We start from the raw sequence: 19,776 nt of genomic DNA, 5'->3' as shown, positions 1-19,776 counted from the left end.
TGTTGATTACCGGATAACAGGATTGGCTATGCATTCTTCCGCTCCCGCCCGCCCGGACTCGCTGCTGCGACATCCGTCGTTTGTCGCTTTCTGGCTGGCCCGCACCGGCTCCAGCTTCGGTTTTCAGATGCTATCCATCGTGGTGAGCTGGCAAATCTATACCATGACCGGGCGCGCGTTTGATCTCGGCCTGATTGGCCTGGCGCAGTTTCTGCCGTCGGTGCTGCTGGCGCTGCCCGCCGGCCATGTGGCCGACCAGTATGATCGCCGGCGCATCGTGCTGTTCGGCCAGGTGGCGGAGTGGCTGGCCATTGCCGCGCTGGCGGCGCTGACCGTGACGCATCTTGCCAATGAGCTGGTGGTGCTGGGGCTGGTGTTTTTTATCGCGATAGCCAAAACCATGGAGGCGCCGGCGCTGCAGTCGATGCTGCCGGCGCTGGTGCCGCCGTCCATGCTGGCGCGCGCCATGGCCGCCAACGCCGCTTCCGGCGAGGCCGCGATGATGGTGGGTCCCGCGCTTGGCGGTTTCCTGTATGTCGCCGGCGCGGGCACGGTCTATATCGCCATCATCGCGCTGTATCTGGTGTCGATCGCCATGGTCGCCCGGCTGCGCTACGAGCAGGCGCCGCCCAAACGTGTGCCGGCCAGTTTTGCCACCCTGTTCGCCGGGGTGCGTTTTATCCGCGCCCGGCCCGATGTACTGGGGGTGATTTCGCTGGATCTGTTTGCCGTGCTGCTGGGCGGCGCCACCGCGCTGCTGCCGATCTTCGCCAAGGATATCCTGCACACCGGCCCCTGGGGGTTGGGGCTGCTGCGCGGCGCGCCGGCGCTGGGGGCGCTATTGGTCGGCTTCTGGCTGAGCCGCCGGGCGCTTGAGCGGCACGTGGGCATGATAATGTTTCTGGCGGTGGCCGGCTTCGGCATCGCCACCCTGGTGTTTGCGCTCTCCACCGCGCTCTGGCTGTCGCTGCTGGCGCTGTTCGCCCTTGGCGGCTTTGATATGGTCAGCATGGTGATCCGCGGCGCGCTGGTCCAGCTGGACACGCCCGACGCGATGCGCGGCCGGGTCAGCGCGGTCAATTCGATATTTATCAATACATCCAATCAGCTGGGAGAGTTTGAATCCGGCCTGCTGGCGGCATGGCTGGGCGCGGTGCCGGCCGCCGCGCTGGGCGGCATCGGCACGCTGGTGGTGGTGGGGCTGTGGATGGCCTGGTTTCCCAATCTGCGCCGGCGCCAGCGGCTGCATAACGAGGAAACCTTCCAGGAGGGGGCCGCCGGTACCCTGTAGAAACACGGGTGGCCGTTAAACGGCGGCCATCCGGCATGGCCGGGGGCCGCGGTGTTATCCTGCCAGCAGGACATCCAGTTCGGCGAGATCCAGCTCGGCGCTGAGGTTTTTCAGCCGGTCGAACAGGGCGGCCGCCTGCGCAACGCCGGTGCAGCAGTCGATAAATTTTTGCCTGCGTTCGCCTTCGCTGAAAGGCTCGAGGTTGCCGCCCTTCGCCAGGCGGCGCTCGGCCGTCAATCGACGTCCATCGCGCAGGGTGAGGGTAACGCGGTGCGGCAACTTCCCGCCGGCCTCGGCCTCTTGCTGCGCGCTGTAGGCGCGCATGCCGACGCGGGCCAACCGTGCCGGTTCTGTTTGTTGCGCCACGCGCGCGGGGGTGAAATCCAGTACGCCCAGCGCGCCGTGGCGCAGCCAGGTATCGACGCAATAGTGCATGGAGAAACGCGCCTGCATTTCATTTTCCGGCACGATATAAGCCAGGTTGCGCTGGTTGGCGATGCCGACCAGCGTCTCCACCGCCAGCACGTCGGCGTCGGCGAAGCCATGGGCCGCGCGCAGGTCGGACAGCGTATCGATAATCAGATGGGTAGAGCCGCAGCAGGGGTGGCGCTTGGGCATTACCCCCACGCTTTCCATCACATGCGGCCCGGCGCCGAGGATAGCCGGAATATCCCAGCCGGACGGCGCGGCGCCGCCGAACATCTCGCCAAATCCCTGGGGCGCCTCGAGGATATCGATCCTGCCGCGCATGCCGTGGCGCGCCAATACGGCGGCGTCCACCGCGTTGCGTGCCGCCCAGCCCGCATGCAGCGGCTTGATGGGCGTGCCGAACTGGCCTTTGGTGCCGGAGGCGAAACTCACGGCGTTGCTTAATGCGCGGGCGATGCCATCCTGGTCCATGCCCATCAGCCAGGCGACGCCCGCCGCCGTGCCGATGCAGCCGACCGTGGACGTGCCGTGCCAGCCGGCGGTATAGTGCGAAGGCCCCACGCCCGCGCCGATAAACGCCTGCGCCTGCAGGCCGATCAAATAGGCGTCGATCAGTTGCCCGCCGCCGGCGTTAAGCTCATCCGCCACCGCCAGCAGCGCCGGCACCAGGACCGCCGAGGCGTGGCTCATGCCCGGCCCGAAATTGTCGTCATAGTCGATGGCGTGCGCCGACGTGCCGTTGATAAGCGCGGCAATCGCCGCCGGGGCGCGGCCGCCGCCGATAACGCGCGCCCGGCAGTCGGGGCGCAGGTAAGGCTCGCCGGCCGCGCGCACTGCGCGCGCGGAAAAATCGTCCCGTCCGGCGTAAAGGCAGGCCAGGGTATCGACAATTGCCTGGCGCGCCAACTCCCGCGCCGTCGGGCTGAACCCGGTTTGGGCGCGGCTCCAGGCGGCAATGGCTTCAATGACATTCATGCTTGTTCTCCCGAGGTTGCGGTTAGGAATGCCAGCGCCAGGTTAATCAGCTGGCCGAACTGGAAACGGTTGACGGCGCGCCCGGCGATGTCGGTATTCACCCGGTGCGCCACCACGGCGTCAAGGGCCGGCAGTATCAGGCAGTAATGGCCTCCCGCGCCGTAGGCGAAAAAACTGCCGTCGGGGAGGTCGCATCCGGGCAGCGCCACGCCGTCGCGCGCCAGCCACCACATATAGCCGTAGGCGCCGCGTTCGCCGGCATGGGAATAGGGCATCAGGCTCTGGCGCACCCATGGCGCGGGGATGACCTGCGCGCCCCGCCAGGCGCCCTGTTGCAGGAACAGTTGGCCGAAGCGCGCCAGATCGCGGGTCGACAGGCGAAACGGATAGGCCGCATGCCGCGAGTGCGCTCCCGGCTCCATCCAGCCATCCTCCGGCCTGAAGTCGGTCATCCCGATCGGCTGGGCTATTTGTTCGAAAAACGCCTGGTGGATATCCAGGCCGGTCAACTGGCGGTAAGCGCTGCCCAGGGCATTGAAATCCCAATTGTTGTAACTCCATTGGCAACCCGGCGGCTGGCTGTGGCGCGGGGGTTTGATGCGCGTCATCCACGGTGTTTCATAGTTGGCGGGATGGTAAATCCCCGAACGCGCCGTCAGCAGGTCGTAAAGCGTGGCGCCGCGCTCGATGTCGCTCAACGGGCTAACGTCGCTGATATCCAGCTCGGCCAGCGTCAGCGATAAATCGACATCGCCCCGCGCCGCCTGGATGCCGATAAGCGCGCTGAGAAAACTTTTACGCATGGAATGGCAGAGAAAACGCTGCTGCATATCGCCGTATTCCAGCAGGATGTCGCCCCCGCGCAGGATCAGCAGCGCGTCGCTGTCCAGGCTGTCGCAGCGCTGCAGCAGGGCATCCCTTGCCCGGGCGGCGCAGGTGTTTTGCATAATGGTCGGCTCCTGTGACTTAGTCATTGCTGGCGGCGAGAAACTGCCGGGTATAGGGCTCGGTTGCCGCTCCGCGCCGGATTTCATCGGCGGTCATCTCCTCGAGCAGTTTCCCCTGGTGCATGATGGCCACCCGATCGCATAAATGGGCCACCACCGCCAGGTTGTGCGTGACCATCAGGTAGGTCAGGTTGCGCTCGCGCCGCAGCGTTTTCAGCAGGTTGAGGATTTCCGCCTGCACCGACACATCCAGCGCCGAGGTCGGCTCGTCGAGCAATAACACCTGCGGCTCGATGATCAGCGCCCGGGCCAGCGCCACGCGCTGCCGCTGGCCGCCGGAGAGCTGGTGCGGATAGCGATAGCGAAAGGCGTCCCCCAGGCCGATCGCGGCGAGTATGTCGGAGATACGCGTCTCGCGCCGGTCCATGCCGTGGATAACCAGCGGCTCCAGCAGGGTGTGGTATACCATCTTGCGCGGGTGCAAAGACGCATAGGGGTCCTGGAACACCATCTGGATCTGGCGGTAAAACGCCTTGTCGCGCACCGGGTGCTGCTCGCGGTTTTGATATAAAATGGCGCCGGCATACCCTGTGTTCTGACCGGCCAACGCCCGCAGCAGGGTGGATTTGCCGCAGCCGGATTCGCCGATCAGGCCGTAGCTTTCGCCACGCGCGATGCTAATCGATACGCCATCCACCACCCGCTTGCGCAGGCGCCCTTTGCCGAAGGCAATGGTTAAGTCGACGGTTTCGATCATCCGCTCGATGGCCAGCGGCGGCGTTTTATCCGTCGCCCCGGCCGTTGCCGGGCGGACGGGGTCGTTTAGCGTGGATGTCATCAGCAGGCTTCTCCATTTCGATAGACCGGGCCGGTCAGCCATGCCGGATCGCGCGCCGGGATCGCCAGCATATCCACCGGATGACGCAGATCCGGCTGGCTGGCGAGCAGCGCCCGGGTATAAGGGTGTCGGGCGTTATGCAACTGGTCGGCGGCAATCTCCTCCAGGATGCGCCCGCCGTACATCACCAGCGCCCGGTCGCAAAATCCCGCCACCAGCCCCAGGTCATGGGTAATGAACAGCAGGCCGGTTTTACGCCGCGCCAGCAGGGCGTCCAGCACCCCCAGCACCTGCCGGCGCACGGTGACATCCAGCGCCGATGTCGGCTCGTCGGCGATGATCAGATCCGGTTCGGGGATAAGCATCATGGCAATCATGATGCGCTGGCCCATGCCGCCGGAAATTTCATGCGGATACAGCCGGAACACCCGCTGCGGATCGCGGATGTTCACCGCCTCCAGCATCAGCAGGGTCTTGTCCCGCGCTTCGCGCTCGCTTACGTTAAAGTGGGTACGGTAGGCTTCATTGATTTGCTGCCCGACGCGCATCAGCGGATTGAGGGAAAATTTAGGGTCCTGCATAATCATCGAGATACGTTTGCCGCGGATTTTGCGCATCCCGCGTTCGCTGGTGTTCATCAAATCGATATCGCCCAGGCGCATTTTTTCGGCGCTGGCGCGGGCGCCCCGCGGCGTGAGTTTCAGCAGCGCGCGCCCGGTCAGCGATTTACCGGAGCCGGATTCGCCGACCAGGGCCACTTTTTCGCGGCCGATCGAGAACGAAATATCGCGTACCGCATGGTTCTCGCGATGACGGTCTTTGAACAATACGTTCAGACGGCGTACTTCAAGCAGGTTATCAGTCATGGCGCAGGTCCAGAACGTCGCGCAGGCCGTCGCCGAACAGATTGAAGGCCAGGCTGGTGAGAAGGATCGACAAACCCGGAATGGCGGCAATCGTCCAGTTGGTCATCATGAACTGACGGCCCGAGGACAGCATCGCCCCCCATTCGGGACTGGGCGCCTGGGCGCCAAGCCCCAGAAAACCGAGGCTGGCGGCGGTCAGGATAATCCCCGCCATGTTCAGCGTCAGGCGCACCACCACCGACGGCAGGCACATCGGGATGATATGGCGCAGGATAATACGCATTTGCGACGCGCCCTGCAGGCGCACGGCGGCGACATAATCCATTTTGCGGATCGACAGCGCTTCGGCGCGCGCCAGCCGGGCGATGGGCGGCCAGGCGGACAGTGAAATGGCGATAATGGCGTTTTCGATGCCGGGGCCGAGCGCGGCGACGAAACCCAGCGCCAGGATAAGGCTTGGAAAGGCCAGGAAGATATCCACGATGCGCATCAATACGGTATCGACCCAGCCGCCGACCGTGCCGGCGATGGTGCCGACCAGCAGGCCAATCGGCCCGACAATCAGCGCCGACAGGCAGGTAATATACAGCGTGATGCGCGCGCCGAAGATCAGGCGGCTGTAGATATCGCGCCCCAGTTCGTCGGTGCCGAGCCAGTATTCGGCGCCGGGCGCCGCAAGGCGCAGCTGCAGGTTCTGGGTAAAGATGCCGTGGGTCGCAAGCCAAGGGGCGAACAGCGCGGCGGCGGCGATGATGATAATGACCACCAGGCCGAACAGCGCCGAGGTATTGCGGCAAAAACGGCGCCATTGGCTCATGCTTTGCTGCATACGCGCCTGCCAGGGCGTCGCGGGAACAGGCGCCTCCAGCCAGTCGCGCAGCGAACGTCGGTTCAGCCAGTCGCGCGGCGAACGTCGGTTCAGCCAGTCGCGTAGCGAACGTCGGTTCAGCCAGTCGCGCGGCGAGCGCCGGGTGGAGCGGGGTTTAGCCGAGTCGGTCATGATTGCTCCTGGCGGGTGCGTGGATCGAAGAGGCGATAAAGCAGATCGCAGATCAGGTTAAGGCCGACAAATATGACGCCTATCAGCAGTGAACAGCCGACCACCGCGTTCATATCGCCGGCCAGCATGGCGTTGGTCAGGTAGCGGCCGAAGCCGGGCCAGGCAAAGACCGTTTCAGTCAATACCGCGCCTTCCAGCAAAAAGGCGTAGGAGAGCGCCACCACCGTCACCACCTGCACCGCCACGTTGCGAAAGGCATGCACCCAGACGCTGCGCGCCCAGGACAGCCCCTTGACGCGGGCGGTTATCACATACTCCTGCGACAGTTGTTCAATCATAAAGCTGCGGGTCATGCGGCTGATGTAGGACAGGCCGCTAAGGCCCAGAATCGACGCCGGCAGGATCAGATGGCTGAATACATTGCCCAGCGCCGCCCAATTGCCGGCGAGCGCGGTATCCACCAGGTAGAAACCGGTCACGTTCCTGATGTCGAATTCGTAGATAAAGTCGATGCGTCCCGGCCCGCCTATCCAGCCAAGCGTGGCGTAAAACAGCACCAGACCCATCAGGCCCAGCCAGAAATTCGGCGCGGAATGGCCGAGCAGGCCGATAAAACGGATACAGTGATCGAACCAGGTATTGCGGTACATGGCGCTGAGCACGCCGGCCGGAATACCCAGGCAGGTGCCGATGATGGCCGCCAGGCTCGCCAGTTCCAGGGTGGCCGGAAAGACCCGGCCGATATCCTCGATAACCGGCCGGCCGGTGGTCAGGGCGTTGCCGAAGTCCAGCACTGCGACGTTTTTCAGATACAGTAAAAATTGTTCCCACAGCGGTTTATCCAGCCCCAGCAGGTGATACATTTTCTGATAGGCTTCCTGGCTGGCGTTGTCGCCCAACACCGCCACCACCGGATCGATGGGCAACAGGCGGCCGATAAAAAAGGTCAGCGCCGCCAGCCCCAACAGCGTGCAGCACACGGAAACCAGCAGCTTGCCCAGACGCGCGCCCTGTTCGCCCAACCTGCGCCAGAGCGGGTCGGCGGGATAGTCGCCCGCGGCGATCGGATCGGATAGCGACATCGGTAACTCCTTCTATGAAGACAATCTTGCCCGGCAGGCCCGTGAGCAGGGTACTGTCATCGGCCTTAGCCGGCCTTGGCCGCCACGGCGTAATAAACGCGAAAGCCGTTCCAGGTCCAGTTTTTCACCTGTTTGCTCAAGCCGGCGGTGTTGTACATTTGGAACATAATGGCCATCGGCCCCTCGCGCATTTGCTCTTCCTGCAGGCGGTGATAGCGCGCGATGCGTTTTTGCTCGTCCGGCTCCAGTAACGCGTCGGTGACCTCCTGGTTCATCGCCGGGTCAAAATAGGCCGCGCGCCAGCTGGGATACTGGGTATTTTTAGCCTCTTTGCCGTTGTCCGGATTAAAAACCAGGCGCGAGGCGTTGCCATGGGCGTCCGGCACCGCGGTCTGCCACGCCATCATGGCGCTTTGGAACTCACGTCCGCGCACGCGGCTGAACAATTGCGCGTTGGCCATGCTTTCGATAGTCAGTTTTACGCCGATTTTCGAGGCGTTTTCCTGGGTGCTTTGCGCAATGGGGGCCGAGTGCGGCAGGGTGCCGATAATCAGCTTGGCGGTGAAGCCGTTGGGGTATCCGGCTTCGGTTATCAACTGTTTTGCTTTGTCGAGATCGAGCTTGAACGGCTGCCCGGCCTCTTTATCCAGCGCGCCGTAGGCGCCGAGCTGCGCGAAGCTGGCGCGGGCACGCCGAGGTAGGGCATGACGGTGGTCGCCAACCCCTGGTAATCAATCAGATAACGCATCGCCAGGCGCACCTTGGGGTTTTTAAAAATGGGATCTTCATTGTTAAAGGTCCAGAAAAACAGCTGCGGCTTGAGCACCTTCTCCACCTTGACCTGGCCGCTCTGGTCTAAATCGCGCAGATCGTCCGGCGCGAGATCGCGCGCGATGTCCACGTCGCCCTGGGTCAGCAGCAAACGCTGGGTGCCGGTTTCCGCCACGTGGCGGATCAGGATGCGCTGTAGCGTGGGGGCCTTGCCCCAATAGCCCTTGTTCGCCTGCAGCATCACGCCTTCGCCGGCGTTCCAGCGCATCAGCTGGTAGGGTCCGACGCAGGCGGTATGGGTGGTCAGGTATTTATTGCCCATATCGCCGTTAACGGCGTTTTGCTCCACCAGCGCGCGATCAAGGGTGGTGGAGACATTATTGGCCGCGATCGCCTGCAGTACCAGGTTGACCGGATAGGACCGATCGAAGGTCATCACCAGGGTATCGTCGTCCGGCGCCGTGATGCTCTGGTTAACGTTGCCCTTGTTAAAGCCGAATTCGGTCAGCGTGGCGGAGTTGCCGAAGCCCAGCAGCACCACCCGCTGCAGCGACCAGGCGACATCCTTCGCCGTGGCCTTGTTACCCGACGGGAATGACAGGCCGCTGTTCAAATGGAAGGTGATCTGCCTGCGGTCCGGCGAAATGTCCCAGCTTTTTGCCAGGCGGGGAATCACCTTGGCTTCATCCTTGGGATCGAAATCGACCAGCGTGTCGCAGGTATTTTTGATGATTTCATTGGTGACCACCTCACCTATCTGCGCCGGGTCGAAGGTGCTGATGGCATCGATATTCCATGCCATCACCAGCGAATCCGGCGGCGTTTGCGCCTGTGCCGCCAGGGGCAGCACGGCGCAGCCCAGCGCCAGTCCGATCAGGTTTTCCAAAGCACGTTTCCGGGTATGACGCATAAATTCCGCTCCTGTGAATAAACATGGCGAAGTGCCGAGTAAGTGCCGCGCACCCCGTGCTGCCCGCGGCGCAGGCAGCACGGCAAAGACGCGGCCGAAAATGGCGGCAAAGCGGGCGATAACCCGCTACCCGGCCGGGCGCGGTTGCAGCGGCGGCCGCACGTCGGCGGGAATAGGGCAGACATAGGGCGTTTGCGCGGTCAGTTCGTAGTGGGCGGTTTTCGCCTGCGCCAGCAGGACCTTATCGGTCAGGGTGTCGATGGCGGTGGCGGCCATGACCTTGGCGGCGTACGCCAGCCCTTTATGCGCGGCGGGCAGTTTGCCCTGGGCGGTCAGCTGCCACGAATGGCCCGGCGTGCCGATGGCGTAGGTGGGAACATGGGCTTGCACGGTGGGCAGTTTCCAACTGATGTCGCCAACGTCGGTGGAGCCGAGCATCAGCTCGCCGGCCGCGTCCAGGGGCACGATAAATTCACATAGCGCGGCGGCCTGCGGTGGTTTTTTCATGCCGATGCGGCGATAGGCGCTCTGTAGATCCTCCGGCGACAGCGTGGCCTGTATTTCGGCGGCAAAGGCTTTGTCGGCGTCGTCGAAAGCAATCGGGCCGAGCAGATGGTAATTACGCTGCATGGCTTCTTCCAGCGGGCCGTTGCCCAGCAGGTTGGCGACCGCGCTCATGATGCTGATGTCCACTCGGGTCTCGGTCATCATCGCCGCGCCCGCCGCCACTTTTTTCACCCGTTCATTCAGGGCGAACATGGCGTGGACGTCCCGCGAGCGGATAGCGTAGCGTACCGCCGCGCGCGCCTGCACCACGTTCGGCGCAATGCCGCCGGAGTCGAGCATGGCGTAGTGAATGCGCGAATCGGACGGCACATGCTCGCGCAGGTAGTTAACGCCGACGTTCATCAGCTCGACGGCATCCAGCGCGCTGCGGCCCAGGTGCGGCGACGCGGCGGCGTGGGAGGCGCGGCCGTGGAACACGAAGTCCATACGGGTATTGGCCAGGGATTCGGCGCGCGCCACTTCGCTGAAGGCCGACGGATGCCAGGTAATGGCGATATCCACGTCGTCAAACGCGCCGGCGCGGGCCATAAAGGATTTTGCCGCGCCGCCTTCTTCCGCCGGACAGCCGTAGTACCGCACGCGACCCGGCGCGCCCGTTTGCGCCAGCCAGTCTTTAATCGCCGTGGCGGCGAGCATGGCGGCGGAGCCGAGCAGGTTATGACCGCAGCCGTGGCCGTGTCCGTTGCCGGGGATCGGTTCCGGTCGGGCGATGCCGGCCACCTGGCTTAGCCCAGGCAGCGCGTCGTATTCACCCAGAATCGCGATAATCGGACCGCCCTGGCCGGCTTCGCCCATCACCGCGGTGGGAATGCCGGCGACGTTTTCGGTGATGCGAAACCCCTGGGTCTTGAGCATGGCGGTATGTTCGGCCACCGAGCGGTATTCGGTATAGGCGATTTCGGGCATGCCCCAGATGCGGTCGCTCAGGGCGGTGAACAGGTTTTCCTTAACGTCGACCAGGTTCCAGACCAATGCTTTCTGCTGCGCTATTGCGTTATTCACCTGAATATCCTCGTGCCGTTGGATGAAGTCGTCGGTGGCGCGCCGGGTTGGGCAACACCATGGGAACCTGTTCAGGATGTGGGCGATGGCGGCAAAGATCCAATGAGACTTCTCACTGGCCTATTCCAAAATTGCATAGTTTGTCGCGGCATGACGTTTTGGCGTGGTTAATGCGGCTCAGGCCGCCGCGTGGCTGCGGTGCAGCAGGCTGGCCCTGTTCCACAGGCGCTCGGCCTGGATATTGCGGAATTTTTCCAGCCGGTAGAGGCGGATGCCGGCCAGAATATCCCAATCGCGATCGCCGGCGCGAACCAGGGTGCCGGCGGCGATGTCTTCATTGATCAGGCTCGACGGCAGCCACGACGTGCCGCAGCCGGAAATCGTCATGGCCTTCAGGCCGCTGGAGATGGAATTTTCATAAATGGTCTTGAGCGGCAGCGGGCGGGTGGCAAACAGCGCGTTGAGCGCATGGGCGAAAAAGGAGCGTTTGCCATAGCTGAGATAAGGAACGGGCGCGGTGCCGCTTTCGGCGGCGCGGTCGATGGGATACAGCGGCTTGCCGTCGCTGTCCGGCGCGCAGACGGCGATGGCCCGTTCCTCGCCCAGATCGATATAGGGAAAACGTTGCAACTGTTTCATCAACGGCACGGAGTCGTGCGCGTAGGTCAGCAGGAAATCGGTTTCACCGTCGAGCAGGAGGGAGATATTACCGCTGAAGGACGGTTGCTGGTCGCACAGCCGGATATAGCCGTATTGATGGGACGGATCGACGGCGTTAATCCAGGCCGGGAAAAACGTCAGCGACAGCGTGTTCAGCGTGGCGAAGTGCACCACGGCGTGCTTTTGCGCATGCCGTTCGCGGATATCGTTGCGCAGCTGGGTCATGGAAAACACCATCTCAGACGCGGTTTGCAGGAAATCCCGCCCCTCGGCGGTCAGGCGGATGGGGTAGGCGGCGCGATCGAATAGCGGCACGCCAAGCCATTCCTCGAGCTGTTTTATCCGTCGGCTCAGCGCTGACTGGGTGATGTTTCTCTCATTAGCCGCCCGCGTAAAGCTATTGCACTGAGAAACGCTGAGAAAATCTTCCAACCACTTCAGTTCCATCGGATAACCCCTGGCTAGTTATGATCAACATATCTAAGGGATAAAGCGCATCGCGCCCGGGTCGTTTCTTGATTAGCCACATAGCGGCTATAAACACAGCAAGATCCAAGCCAACACCAAAAAATAGTGTTAACTTTATGATTTTATTTAGGTTATATCTTAAGGTGGGATGTGATGCCGGTAACCGCGCCGGGCCGCGGCCCGCATGTTGCCTAGCGCTGCACCGCGGTGGGGCAAACCGCCACGCCCGGCGACCGGCCGTTATCACCCGCGGCGGGATAAGGGGTCATTACCTCATGGGCATAGGATAACGTGACGCACCAGACGGTGGTGCGTGCCAGCGCGGCGAAGGACACCGTAAAAGACCGGGCATAACGGGAGAAATATGAGGGGGAAGATAACGCGCCGGCCAGATGCCGGCGTGCCGGGCGCCTTGACCCCTATGGGCCGCGATCGCCTTATCATCAATCCTGGCGCATTCCCCGGTTACGGCGCCAGCGTGCCACGCATCCGTTGCATAAACAGATTGATATCGGTCACCTGTTCGAACGTCCAGCATTGTTCCAGCAGCGCCTCCGCGCTTGCGGCGTCCATCATGCCGGCGCAAGCGTCGGTCAGCTTATCCGACAGGTCTTGATCGCGTAGCGGCACGGCCGGGGTGCCCCGGTTGCGCCATACGTCGTAGCGTGATATTTCGCCATTGGTCCACTGGAGGACCAGCTGGCAGCCGCGTTTGTCGATTGACGGATCCGCGATGATGGTTATCCGCCCGCGCAATTGCGAGATCAGCGTATCGTTTAACGTGGCGTCGTCAAAATCGCCCAGCCCCAAACCACCGCGCGCCAGCGTTACCGCCACGCAATGCGGCGTGCTGAACCTGGCTTGCGGACCGGTATGCGGATGGACCAGCGCCGTCACCGCGGCGGAAAAAGGATGCATATGGACGGTGATATCGGCAACCTCATGCCGTTTGTCGGCAAAATCCTGCGCCGCGGCGTGCGCCGCCTCGATCGCCGCATGCGTGAGCGAGGCGGTGGGATAAAGCTTGTTGCCATTGTCCAACAGGTGCCAGCGGGTGTTCAGCCCTTCGGTCAGCAGCGCGTCATCCGGAGCCTGGCTGACCGCGCGCAGCAATCCGCGCTCGCCCTCGATAGCCGTAGCGGTGGACGTAAAACCCTGTTCGGCCAACAGCGCCGATAAGACGCCGTCCATGGCCGCTTTCGCCGGCGGCAACGTTTTACTGTCGCTGCCGTAGACCTCGCGTATGCCGGCTGACTGCGTGGCGCTGCATCCCAACGCATGGGCGGCGGCGGCGGGCGACAGCCCCAGCGCGTTGGCGGCGGCGGCGGCGGCGGCCACATGCCCCATGGTGCCCGTGACCTGCCAGGCGCTTTGATAGTGGGTGGCCCCGGCGGCGCGGGCCACGCGCGCGCCCGTTTCAAAACCGGCGACATAGGCGGCGATCACGGCCTGTCCGCTCAATCCGCGCCATTGCCCGATGGCCAATACCGCCGGCCAAATGCATGAGCTTAAGTGGATCGTCGTTTCGATGGGATTAAACACATCGTCGTAATCCAGCAGATGCGAGGCAAACGCGTTGCCGAGCGCGGCGAACGCCGCATTGGCGGTCAGCGGCGTGCCGATGAGGGTGGCCGGCCCCGCCTGATCCAGGGCGGCAATCACCTGGCGCACCTTGATCGCGGCCGGTTGGCCCGCGCCGGCAATCGCCGCCGCGCTCCAGTCCACCAGCGCGCGTTTACAATAATGCGCCACGTCCGGGGGCAATTTCGCATAGGTGAGCGAGGCGGCAAACAGGCCGAGTTGACGCGTTTTGGTGAGCGGTTCGGCTGATTGGTTCAGATTAACGGACATATCAATGTTTCCCCTTGAGCAACGTGATCAACTGTTGAATATCCTGGCTGTACTGGCTCATTTTCTGCGCCAAATCACCGCCGGTGACGAATTGTGTCCTGTCGCCCTCTTCCTGCATATATTTTTCCCAGTCGGGGGTCTTGACCAGTTTGGCGAAGATATCCCGGTAATACGCCACGGTCTCCGGCTTCATCCCCGGGGGCCCCGCGATGCCGCGAAATTGCAATTGATCGGGAATGCCCTGCATCGGTATCCCTTGTTCGGCAAGCGTCGGGACATCCGGATACTGTTTGCTGCGCGCGTCGCCGAGCACGCCGATTAACCTCATTTGTCCGGCGGCCACCTGCTCGGAAAAATCGGTTTGCGCGCCTATCATGATCTGGGCGTCGCCACGCAGCAGGGCGGTGATGCGCGGACCGCCGTCGGCGAAGGAGAGATATTTCCAACTCGTGCCGGTATTTTCCTGGATTTTCAGCGCGGCGAGATTATCCACGGATTGATACGCGCCGCCCACCTGTACCAGTTGCCCCGGATTGTTTTTCGCCGCCGCGATAAAATCCGTGAAACTGTGATACGGCGAATTGGCCGGGACCGCCACGATCTGCTGCTCGTCGGCCAGCATGGCAATGATGGTTAAATCCTTGACGGTGGTGGTTGCATTAGGCTCCGTAAAGCTGCTTGAGACCCATTTGGAGGTAAACGCCGAAATGAAATTGGGCTGCCCCTTCTTTTCACCCATAAAATTCATCGCGCCCAATCCGCCGCCCTGCGGACGGGACAGCACCGGCCAGTTCTCGGTCAGGAGGTTATCCTGGCGCGCAATCTTCACTATCTGGCGGGCGAACAGATCGCTGCCGCCGCCGGGTCCGGTGTCTACGACAAATTGCACGTTGCCGGGTTTCGTCGCATCCTGCTCGTCGTTACACGACGCCAGCAGTGTCATCAACGCCCCCACGACGGCTAGCCATGCCAACCGGTGTGATACCTTCGTTACCATATATCCTCCTGTGTTGCTGGTTCGCCGTGAACACCCGCGTATCCGCAGCGATGTTTCAGCGCGTGGACATCACTTTGCGCCGCTGTTTTATCCTGCTGTACACCGCAAACAGTATGACGACGACAATCGCGCAAAGGATGCCGGCGGAAATCGGGCGTTCAATAAAAATCGAGAGTTTATTGTTTGACAGCATCAGCGACTGACGGAAGGCCAGTTCCGCTTCGGGACCCAGTACAAACGCCATCAGCATGGGCGCCGCCGGCACCGATAACCGCCGGAAAAGATAACCAAAGGCGCTGAAGCCCATCAATAACCAGACGTCGAAGATAGAACCGCGCACGCTATACGCGCCCACGACCGCCAGCAGCAGGATAATCGGATACAGCAGCCAATAAGGAATGCGCAGTATCTGCACCCACAACGGGATCATCGGCAGGTTGAGGACCAATAACGCAACGGTGCCCAGGTACAGGCTGGCGATGACCGGCCAGACGATTTCGGGATGGTTGGTGAACAGCAGCGGCCCGGGCTGGATACCGTACAACAGCAGCGCCGCCAGCATCACCGTGGTGCTGGCGCTGCCCGGCAGGCCAAGACTGAGCAGCGGGATCATGGTACCGCCGCATTCGGAATTATTCGCCGCCTCGGGCCCCGCCACGCCCTCGATGGCGCCGGTGCCGAATTTATCGGGATTCTTCGAGGTATTCTTGACCATGGCGTAGGACACAAACGAAGCGATGGTCGACCCGCCGCCCGGCAGCGCGCCGATAAAGAAGCCGACCAGGGTGCCGATGGCGATGGCTAAACGCGACTGCTTGATATCCGCCCAGGTGGGCAGATATTCGCGAAAGTGTTTTGGCGCCGGCAGCGGTTTTGACTGCTCCATTTTTTTCCCGGTGTTAATCAGCACTTCCCCCACCGCGAACAGTCCAAGCGTCACCACCAGAAACTCAATGCCGTCGTATAAATTCACGCTGCCAAACGTAAACCGCTGGGCGCCTGAAAAAATATCCGCGCCCACGGTGGAGACCAGCAGCCCGCAAAACATGGAAATCAAGCCTTTGACGGGCGACTTCCCGGCCATCGAGATCACCAGCAGCAGGCCGAAAATCATCAGCATGGCGAATTCCGGCGGTCCGAACTGCACCGCCATCCTGGCGGCCAGGGGCGCGGCGAAGGTGAGTCCTATCACGCCAATGGTACTGGCGATAAAGCCGGAAATGGCGGACATCCCCATCGCCACGCCGGCCCGCCCCTGCTTGGCTAACTCGTGGCCGTCGTAGCAGAGCACCACCGAGGATGTCTCGGTGGGAATATTCAGCAAAATGGCGGTGGTGGCGCCGGCGAACTTGGCGCCGTGATAAATGCCGGCCATCATGATAAGGCCGGTGGTCGGCGGCAAGCGTAATGTCAGCGGCAAAAGGATGGCCAAGGTCGCCGCGGGATTGCCCAGCCCCGGCAGGATACCGATCAGCGTGCCGAGGAGCGCGCCTACCACGATCCAGAGCAGGTTGGTAAAGGATAGCGCCGTCACAAAGCCGTCGAGCATGTTATAGAACAGGGACATGAGAGTTCTCTCTTTTTTATGGCGTCGGATTCGCTAAATTCAGAAACGCAGCATGCCTGGCGGCAGTTCGATATTCAGCACCTGGACGAAGAGGAGATAAATCGCAATGGGAACGGCTAGCAAAGCGATGTAAGAGGCGACATTGCGCCGTTTTTCCACGAAGAGAAGCAGATAGGCCATCAGCAGTATTCCGGTCAGGACAAAGCCAATGACGGCAAACAGCGGAACCGCCGCCACATAGCCGATAAATACCGCCACGGTGCGTTTCGGGAAAAAATGCGGCGTGACCTCTTTGGGATCGGGTTTGCCGTGGGTTTTCGTTTCAATCGGGGTGACGGCGCCCACCGCGCGCACTTCGGGCGCCCCGGGGGTCAGGCTTTGCCACACGAGGAGTATGCCCAATACCACCAGCACGGAGGCAATAATCCTGGGCAGGAAGCCGGGACCTGGAATGTTGCTTTGGTAAAAAGGCATTTTTAATGAAATGACCAACACGGCGGACGCCACGATAATCACTCCGGTGCCAAATAGCATATCGGCACGACGCATTGCACACCTCCGCATGACAGACATATTTTCTTTATTACAGACAATATGGGCAGATATAAGAGATTACGAATAGGGTGTCAAGAACAGTTGCAATTGGGGTGCCGACAATGTGATGGATATGTCTTTTCCAGCCCGTTTCAGCGTGAAACCGGACGCGGTAAAGGGCATTTTGCATAAAAAAACGGCATGACCGGCGCTAAAACCGGTCATGCCGTCCGGAACGAAGGGGGAAAAAGACGGGCAGGCGGCTAGGCAACCGCCCGGTAGCGCGTCAGGAAGCGCTGCGAAACTCTTGGCGCACTTCCTTCAACACCTTGACGATATCGGTCTGGATCCCCGGCAGCAGCCGGTATTCCGGCATCGCGACGGCGATAGAAGCTACCGGGCGATCGACGGCATTCACCAGGGCAATCGCCACCGATCCCACGTTTTCGTCATTTTCCCCATGGTTGACCGCATAGCCATGGGTACGCACCTCAGCCAGGACTTTTTCCAATGTTTCCAGGGAGCTGATGGAGTTGGGCGTGATCTGGACCAGCTCCTTGCCGTCATAAATCATGCGCACCTGCGCCGGCGACAGCTCCCCCAGCAGCGCCTTGCCCGCGGAGGTGCAGTGGGCGGGCAGGACTTGCCCCGTGCGGGCGATAACCCGCAGGGCGTGACCGCTTTCAATCGCATCGATATAGCGCACCTGATCCCGTTCGAGCGCCACCAGATGCACGGTTTCACCGAAAGCGGCCGCCAGCTTTTCCAGAAACGGCCGCGCCTGCATGCGCACGTCCATTTTTTGCACCACCGCAAGTCCGATGTCCACCAGCATCGGGCCCGGCCGGTACACCCTGCTCTCATCCTGGCAAACAAACCCCCGATGGATAAGCATCGCCAGCAGCCGATGGGCCGTGGAATGCGCCACCCCTAAATAATTACAGGCGTCGGTAAGCCGCAAACTCTGCTGCTCCCGAAAAAGCAACAGCAGGCGCAGCGCGTTGTCTACCGAAGCAATGGGATAACTGGGCGGCCTGCCTTCGCCGGGAGTATGAACCTCGCGCAAATATAACCTCGTTGTTGATTTTCTGTATGGCAGACAATAGTGGCAACTTTACGCTCTTTTGTCTACGGGCAGAATCAGGGAATTATGCCCGGCGTCGTGGACGGCCAGGGTGGCCGGCGCTTTTGCTGATGGCCGCCGCCATGGCGGTGGGGTGGTAAGAAATGTGATCTGCGCCAAGGGACCGACATACGCGTCTTGATCGGTATTGACATCATTTTAAGTCCGGAGCACACTCATTTTTGTCTTTATACAAGACATAATTTCTTCATATAAGACATAGTCACTATAGAGGAGAAGTGGGATGCGAATTCGCCATATGGGTGTGGTCACAAAAGACCTCGAAAAAGCAGCGACTTTTTATGAAAAAGTGCTCGGTTTTAAACGACTGGGCCCCGCGCGGACTCCCGGACATTATCCGGGCAAAGCGATTGACATGAGCGATGGAGAAGTGAACTACTCGTTGTTATGCCCCGATGAACGTGTGGAGATGGCGCCCTGGGCGCAGGGGACGTTAGGTCCCAACCACATTGGCGTCGAGACCGACAATATTACCGGCGTCATCGAAGCCCTGAAAGAATACGGCATCGAAATTTATGGCGAGGATAAGCAGCAGGTGCCGCCGCGTTTCTTTAAGTTCCTGGACCCGGATGGCGCCGAAATCGACGTGGCCACCATCGAACGCAGCTGGAAATTCTGAGTTCCGATAACATCCACACCAACGCGCAGGAACGGTGGCAATGCATGCGACCCACTCGGCATTGCCACCCTTTGCGCGGCCATGGTCATTAATGAATTTTATTCATAAGAGCATTTTGTCCGCGTTGCTAACCCTCATGCCTTCGTTCTGCTAACGTTGCGTATCAGCTGCGGTTTACCGGCGGGTAAACGGTCAAAAAAAGGCGTACCCAAAACGCAACCGATAACACACACCGCATGACAACGCCTGATGGAGAAAAAAATGCAAACACGAACCCTTGGCAACAGCAAGCTTAACGTATCGGCCCTTGGCCTGGGCTGCATGGGCCTGAGCCATAGCTACGGACCCGCGAAGGACCGGCAGGAGGCCATCGCGCTTATCCGCGCCGCCGTGGAACGCGGCGTGACCTTTTTTGATACCGCGGAAGTCTACGGCCCGTTCACCAATGAAGACGTGGTGGGCGAGGCGCTGGCGCCGTTTCGCGATCGGGTGGTGATCGCCACCAAGTTCGGTTTCGAACTGCCGAGTCCCGATGGGAAGCAACACCTCAACAGCCGGCCGGAGCATATCAGGCAGGTGGTCGACGCTTCGCTTAAACGCCTCAGGACCGACGTTATCGACCTGTTGTATCAACACCGCGTCGACCCCGCGGTGCCCATTGAGGATGTGGCCGGCACGGTCGGGCAGCTTATCCGGGAAGGCAAGGTGAAGCATTTCGGCCTGTCCGAGGCGGGCGCGCAGACCATCCGCCGTGCCCACGCGGTGCAGCCGGTAACCGCCTTGCAAAGCGAATACTCTTTATGGTGGCGGGAGCCGGAGAAAGAAATCCTGCCGACGCTCGAGGAACTTGGCATCGGTTTTGTGCCCTTCAGTCCGCTGGGAAGAGGGTTCCTTACCGGCGCCATCAATAAGGATACCACGTTCGACAGCAATGACTTTCGTAACGCCGTGCCGCGTTTCAGCCAGGAGGCACGGGACGCCAACCAGGTTCTGGTCGACGTGCTCGGCGAACTGGCGGCCAGCAGGCAGGTGACGCGCGCGCAGATAGCCATCGCCTGGCTGCTGGCGCAAAAACCGTGGATTGTGCCGATCCCGGGCACCACCAAAGTGCATCGCCTGGAGGAAAACCTGGGCGCCGTGGCGGTGAAGCTCACGCCGGACGATCTGCGCGACATCGAAAACGCCATGGCGAAAATCACGGTACGGGGAGACCGTTATCCGGCTCATATGCAGCAGAACGTCGGCCGCTGAATACCGG

General features: G+C 61.5%; 17 protein-coding genes and 1 pseudogene. 3 read left to right on the top strand and 15 right to left on the bottom strand.

Annotated features, from left to right (window positions below; genetic code table 11):
- The first annotated feature begins 28 nt into the window (after positions 1-28).
- A complete protein-coding gene (locus VGC33_RS07880) occupies positions 29-1,291 on the top strand; it encodes an MFS transporter (protein ID WP_331120200.1) in 1,263 nt (420 codons plus the stop codon).
- 54 nt (positions 1,292-1,345) lie between these two features.
- On the opposite strand, the gene VGC33_RS07875 is transcribed toward VGC33_RS07880, so the two are convergent.
- From VGC33_RS07875 to VGC33_RS07805, 15 genes and pseudogenes are all read right to left on the bottom strand, one after another.
- A complete protein-coding gene (locus VGC33_RS07875) occupies positions 1,346-2,695 on the bottom strand; it encodes an MmgE/PrpD family protein (RefSeq protein ID WP_331120199.1) in 1,350 nt (449 codons plus the stop codon).
- A complete protein-coding gene (locus tag VGC33_RS07870; RefSeq protein ID WP_331120198.1) occupies positions 2,692-3,642 on the bottom strand; it encodes a serine hydrolase domain-containing protein in 951 nt (316 codons plus the stop codon). The genes VGC33_RS07875 and VGC33_RS07870 overlap by 4 nt, the downstream gene beginning before the upstream one ends.
- Before the next feature lie 19 nt (positions 3,643-3,661).
- The gene (locus tag VGC33_RS07865) at positions 3,662-4,399 is read right to left on the bottom strand and encodes an ABC transporter ATP-binding protein (protein ID WP_331120246.1); all 738 of its coding nucleotides are present in this window, start codon (positions 4,397-4,399) and stop codon (positions 3,662-3,664) included.
- 80 nt (positions 4,400-4,479) lie between these two features.
- Positions 4,480-5,346 carry an ABC transporter ATP-binding protein gene (locus tag VGC33_RS07860; protein WP_331120197.1) on the bottom strand — a complete coding sequence of 289 codons (867 nt, stop codon included), beginning with the start codon at positions 5,344-5,346 and terminating at the stop codon, positions 4,480-4,482.
- Entirely contained in the window at positions 5,339-6,175 is an 837-nt protein-coding gene (locus VGC33_RS07855; RefSeq protein ID WP_414636909.1) for an ABC transporter permease, read from the bottom strand. The genes VGC33_RS07860 and VGC33_RS07855 overlap by 8 nt, the downstream gene beginning before the upstream one ends.
- A 167-nt stretch (positions 6,176-6,342) precedes the next feature.
- Positions 6,343-7,428, bottom strand: a complete 1,086-nt coding sequence (locus tag VGC33_RS07850; protein WP_331120195.1) for an ABC transporter permease — start codon at positions 7,426-7,428, stop codon at positions 6,343-6,345.
- A 65-nt stretch (positions 7,429-7,493) separates the two neighbouring features.
- Positions 7,494-9,109: pseudogene (locus VGC33_RS07845) on the bottom strand (ABC transporter substrate-binding protein).
- Between the two features lie 126 nt (positions 9,110-9,235).
- Positions 9,236-10,678 (bottom strand): M20 family metallopeptidase, encoded by a 1,443-nt coding sequence (locus VGC33_RS07840; RefSeq protein WP_331120194.1) that lies wholly within the window; start codon positions 10,676-10,678, stop codon positions 9,236-9,238.
- Positions 10,679-10,855: 177 nt separating this feature from the next.
- Positions 10,856-11,785, bottom strand: a complete 930-nt coding sequence (locus VGC33_RS07835) for a LysR family transcriptional regulator (RefSeq protein WP_331120193.1) — start codon at positions 11,783-11,785, stop codon at positions 10,856-10,858.
- 212 nt (positions 11,786-11,997) lie between these two features.
- Positions 11,998-12,141, bottom strand: a complete 144-nt coding sequence (locus VGC33_RS07830; RefSeq protein ID WP_331120192.1) for a hypothetical protein — start codon at positions 12,139-12,141, stop codon at positions 11,998-12,000.
- Positions 12,142-12,271: 130 nt separating this feature from the next.
- The gene (locus VGC33_RS07825; RefSeq protein ID WP_331120191.1) at positions 12,272-13,657 is read right to left on the bottom strand and encodes an MmgE/PrpD family protein; all 1,386 of its coding nucleotides are present in this window, start codon (positions 13,655-13,657) and stop codon (positions 12,272-12,274) included.
- Between the two features lies 1 nt (position 13,658).
- A complete protein-coding gene (locus tag VGC33_RS07820; RefSeq protein ID WP_331120190.1) occupies positions 13,659-14,654 on the bottom strand; it encodes a Bug family tripartite tricarboxylate transporter substrate binding protein in 996 nt (331 codons plus the stop codon).
- Positions 14,655-14,709: 55 nt separating this feature from the next.
- On the bottom strand, positions 14,710-16,221 hold the full coding sequence (locus VGC33_RS07815) for a tripartite tricarboxylate transporter permease (protein ID WP_331120189.1): 1,512 nt from the start codon (positions 16,219-16,221) through the stop codon (positions 14,710-14,712).
- Between the two features lie 39 nt (positions 16,222-16,260).
- The gene (locus VGC33_RS07810; RefSeq protein WP_331120188.1) at positions 16,261-16,770 is read right to left on the bottom strand and encodes a tripartite tricarboxylate transporter TctB family protein; all 510 of its coding nucleotides are present in this window, start codon (positions 16,768-16,770) and stop codon (positions 16,261-16,263) included.
- A 271-nt stretch (positions 16,771-17,041) separates the two neighbouring features.
- Positions 17,042-17,821 carry an IclR family transcriptional regulator gene (locus tag VGC33_RS07805; protein ID WP_331120187.1) on the bottom strand — a complete coding sequence of 260 codons (780 nt, stop codon included), beginning with the start codon at positions 17,819-17,821 and terminating at the stop codon, positions 17,042-17,044.
- Positions 17,822-18,122: 301 nt separating this feature from the next.
- Here VGC33_RS07805 and VGC33_RS07800 point away from each other — a divergent pair, with 301 nt between their 5' ends.
- Positions 18,123-18,518 (top strand): VOC family protein, encoded by a 396-nt coding sequence (locus tag VGC33_RS07800; RefSeq protein WP_331120186.1) that lies wholly within the window; start codon positions 18,123-18,125, stop codon positions 18,516-18,518.
- Positions 18,519-18,779: 261 nt separating this feature from the next.
- Positions 18,780-19,769, top strand: coding sequence for an aldo/keto reductase (locus tag VGC33_RS07795; protein WP_331120185.1), 990 nt, complete (start codon positions 18,780-18,782; stop codon positions 19,767-19,769).
- Positions 19,770-19,776 lie beyond the last annotated feature (7 nt).

The sequence above is a fragment of the Acerihabitans sp. genome, from assembly GCF_036398755.1.
Classification (GTDB): domain Bacteria; phylum Pseudomonadota; class Gammaproteobacteria; order Enterobacterales; family Enterobacteriaceae; genus Acerihabitans.
This window is presented reverse-complemented; position numbering and strand designations above follow the sequence as displayed.

Excerpts from the sequence above, each read along its gene's own strand:
- VGC33_RS07795 (WP_331120185.1), top strand. The coding sequence starts at position 18,780 with ATGCAAACACGAACCCTTGGCAACAGCAAGCTTAACGTATCGGCCCTT.
- VGC33_RS07815 (WP_331120189.1), bottom strand. The coding sequence starts at position 16,221 with ATGTCCCTGTTCTATAACATGCTCGACGGCTTTGTGACGGCGCTATCC.
- VGC33_RS07870 (WP_331120198.1), bottom strand. The coding sequence starts at position 3,642 with ATGCAAAACACCTGCGCCGCCCGGGCAAGGGATGCCCTGCTGCAGCGC.
- VGC33_RS07825 (WP_331120191.1), bottom strand. The coding sequence starts at position 13,657 with ATGTCCGTTAATCTGAACCAATCAGCCGAACCGCTCACCAAAACGCGT.
- VGC33_RS07835 (WP_331120193.1), bottom strand. The coding sequence starts at position 11,785 with ATGGAACTGAAGTGGTTGGAAGATTTTCTCAGCGTTTCTCAGTGCAAT.
- VGC33_RS07880 (WP_331120200.1), top strand. The coding sequence starts at position 29 with ATGCATTCTTCCGCTCCCGCCCGCCCGGACTCGCTGCTGCGACATCCG.
- VGC33_RS07875 (WP_331120199.1), bottom strand. The coding sequence starts at position 2,695 with ATGAATGTCATTGAAGCCATTGCCGCCTGGAGCCGCGCCCAAACCGGG.
- VGC33_RS07865 (WP_331120246.1), bottom strand. The coding sequence starts at position 4,399 with ATGATCGAAACCGTCGACTTAACCATTGCCTTCGGCAAAGGGCGCCTG.
- VGC33_RS07855 (WP_414636909.1), bottom strand. The coding sequence starts at position 6,175 with ATGCAGCAAAGCATGAGCCAATGGCGCCGTTTTTGCCGCAATACCTCG.
- VGC33_RS07860 (WP_331120197.1), bottom strand. The coding sequence starts at position 5,346 with ATGACTGATAACCTGCTTGAAGTACGCCGTCTGAACGTATTGTTCAAA.
- VGC33_RS07820 (WP_331120190.1), bottom strand. The coding sequence starts at position 14,654 with ATGGTAACGAAGGTATCACACCGGTTGGCATGGCTAGCCGTCGTGGGG.
- VGC33_RS07800 (WP_331120186.1), top strand. The coding sequence starts at position 18,123 with ATGCGAATTCGCCATATGGGTGTGGTCACAAAAGACCTCGAAAAAGCA.
- VGC33_RS07810 (WP_331120188.1), bottom strand. The coding sequence starts at position 16,770 with ATGCGTCGTGCCGATATGCTATTTGGCACCGGAGTGATTATCGTGGCG.
- VGC33_RS07850 (WP_331120195.1), bottom strand. The coding sequence starts at position 7,428 with ATGTCGCTATCCGATCCGATCGCCGCGGGCGACTATCCCGCCGACCCG.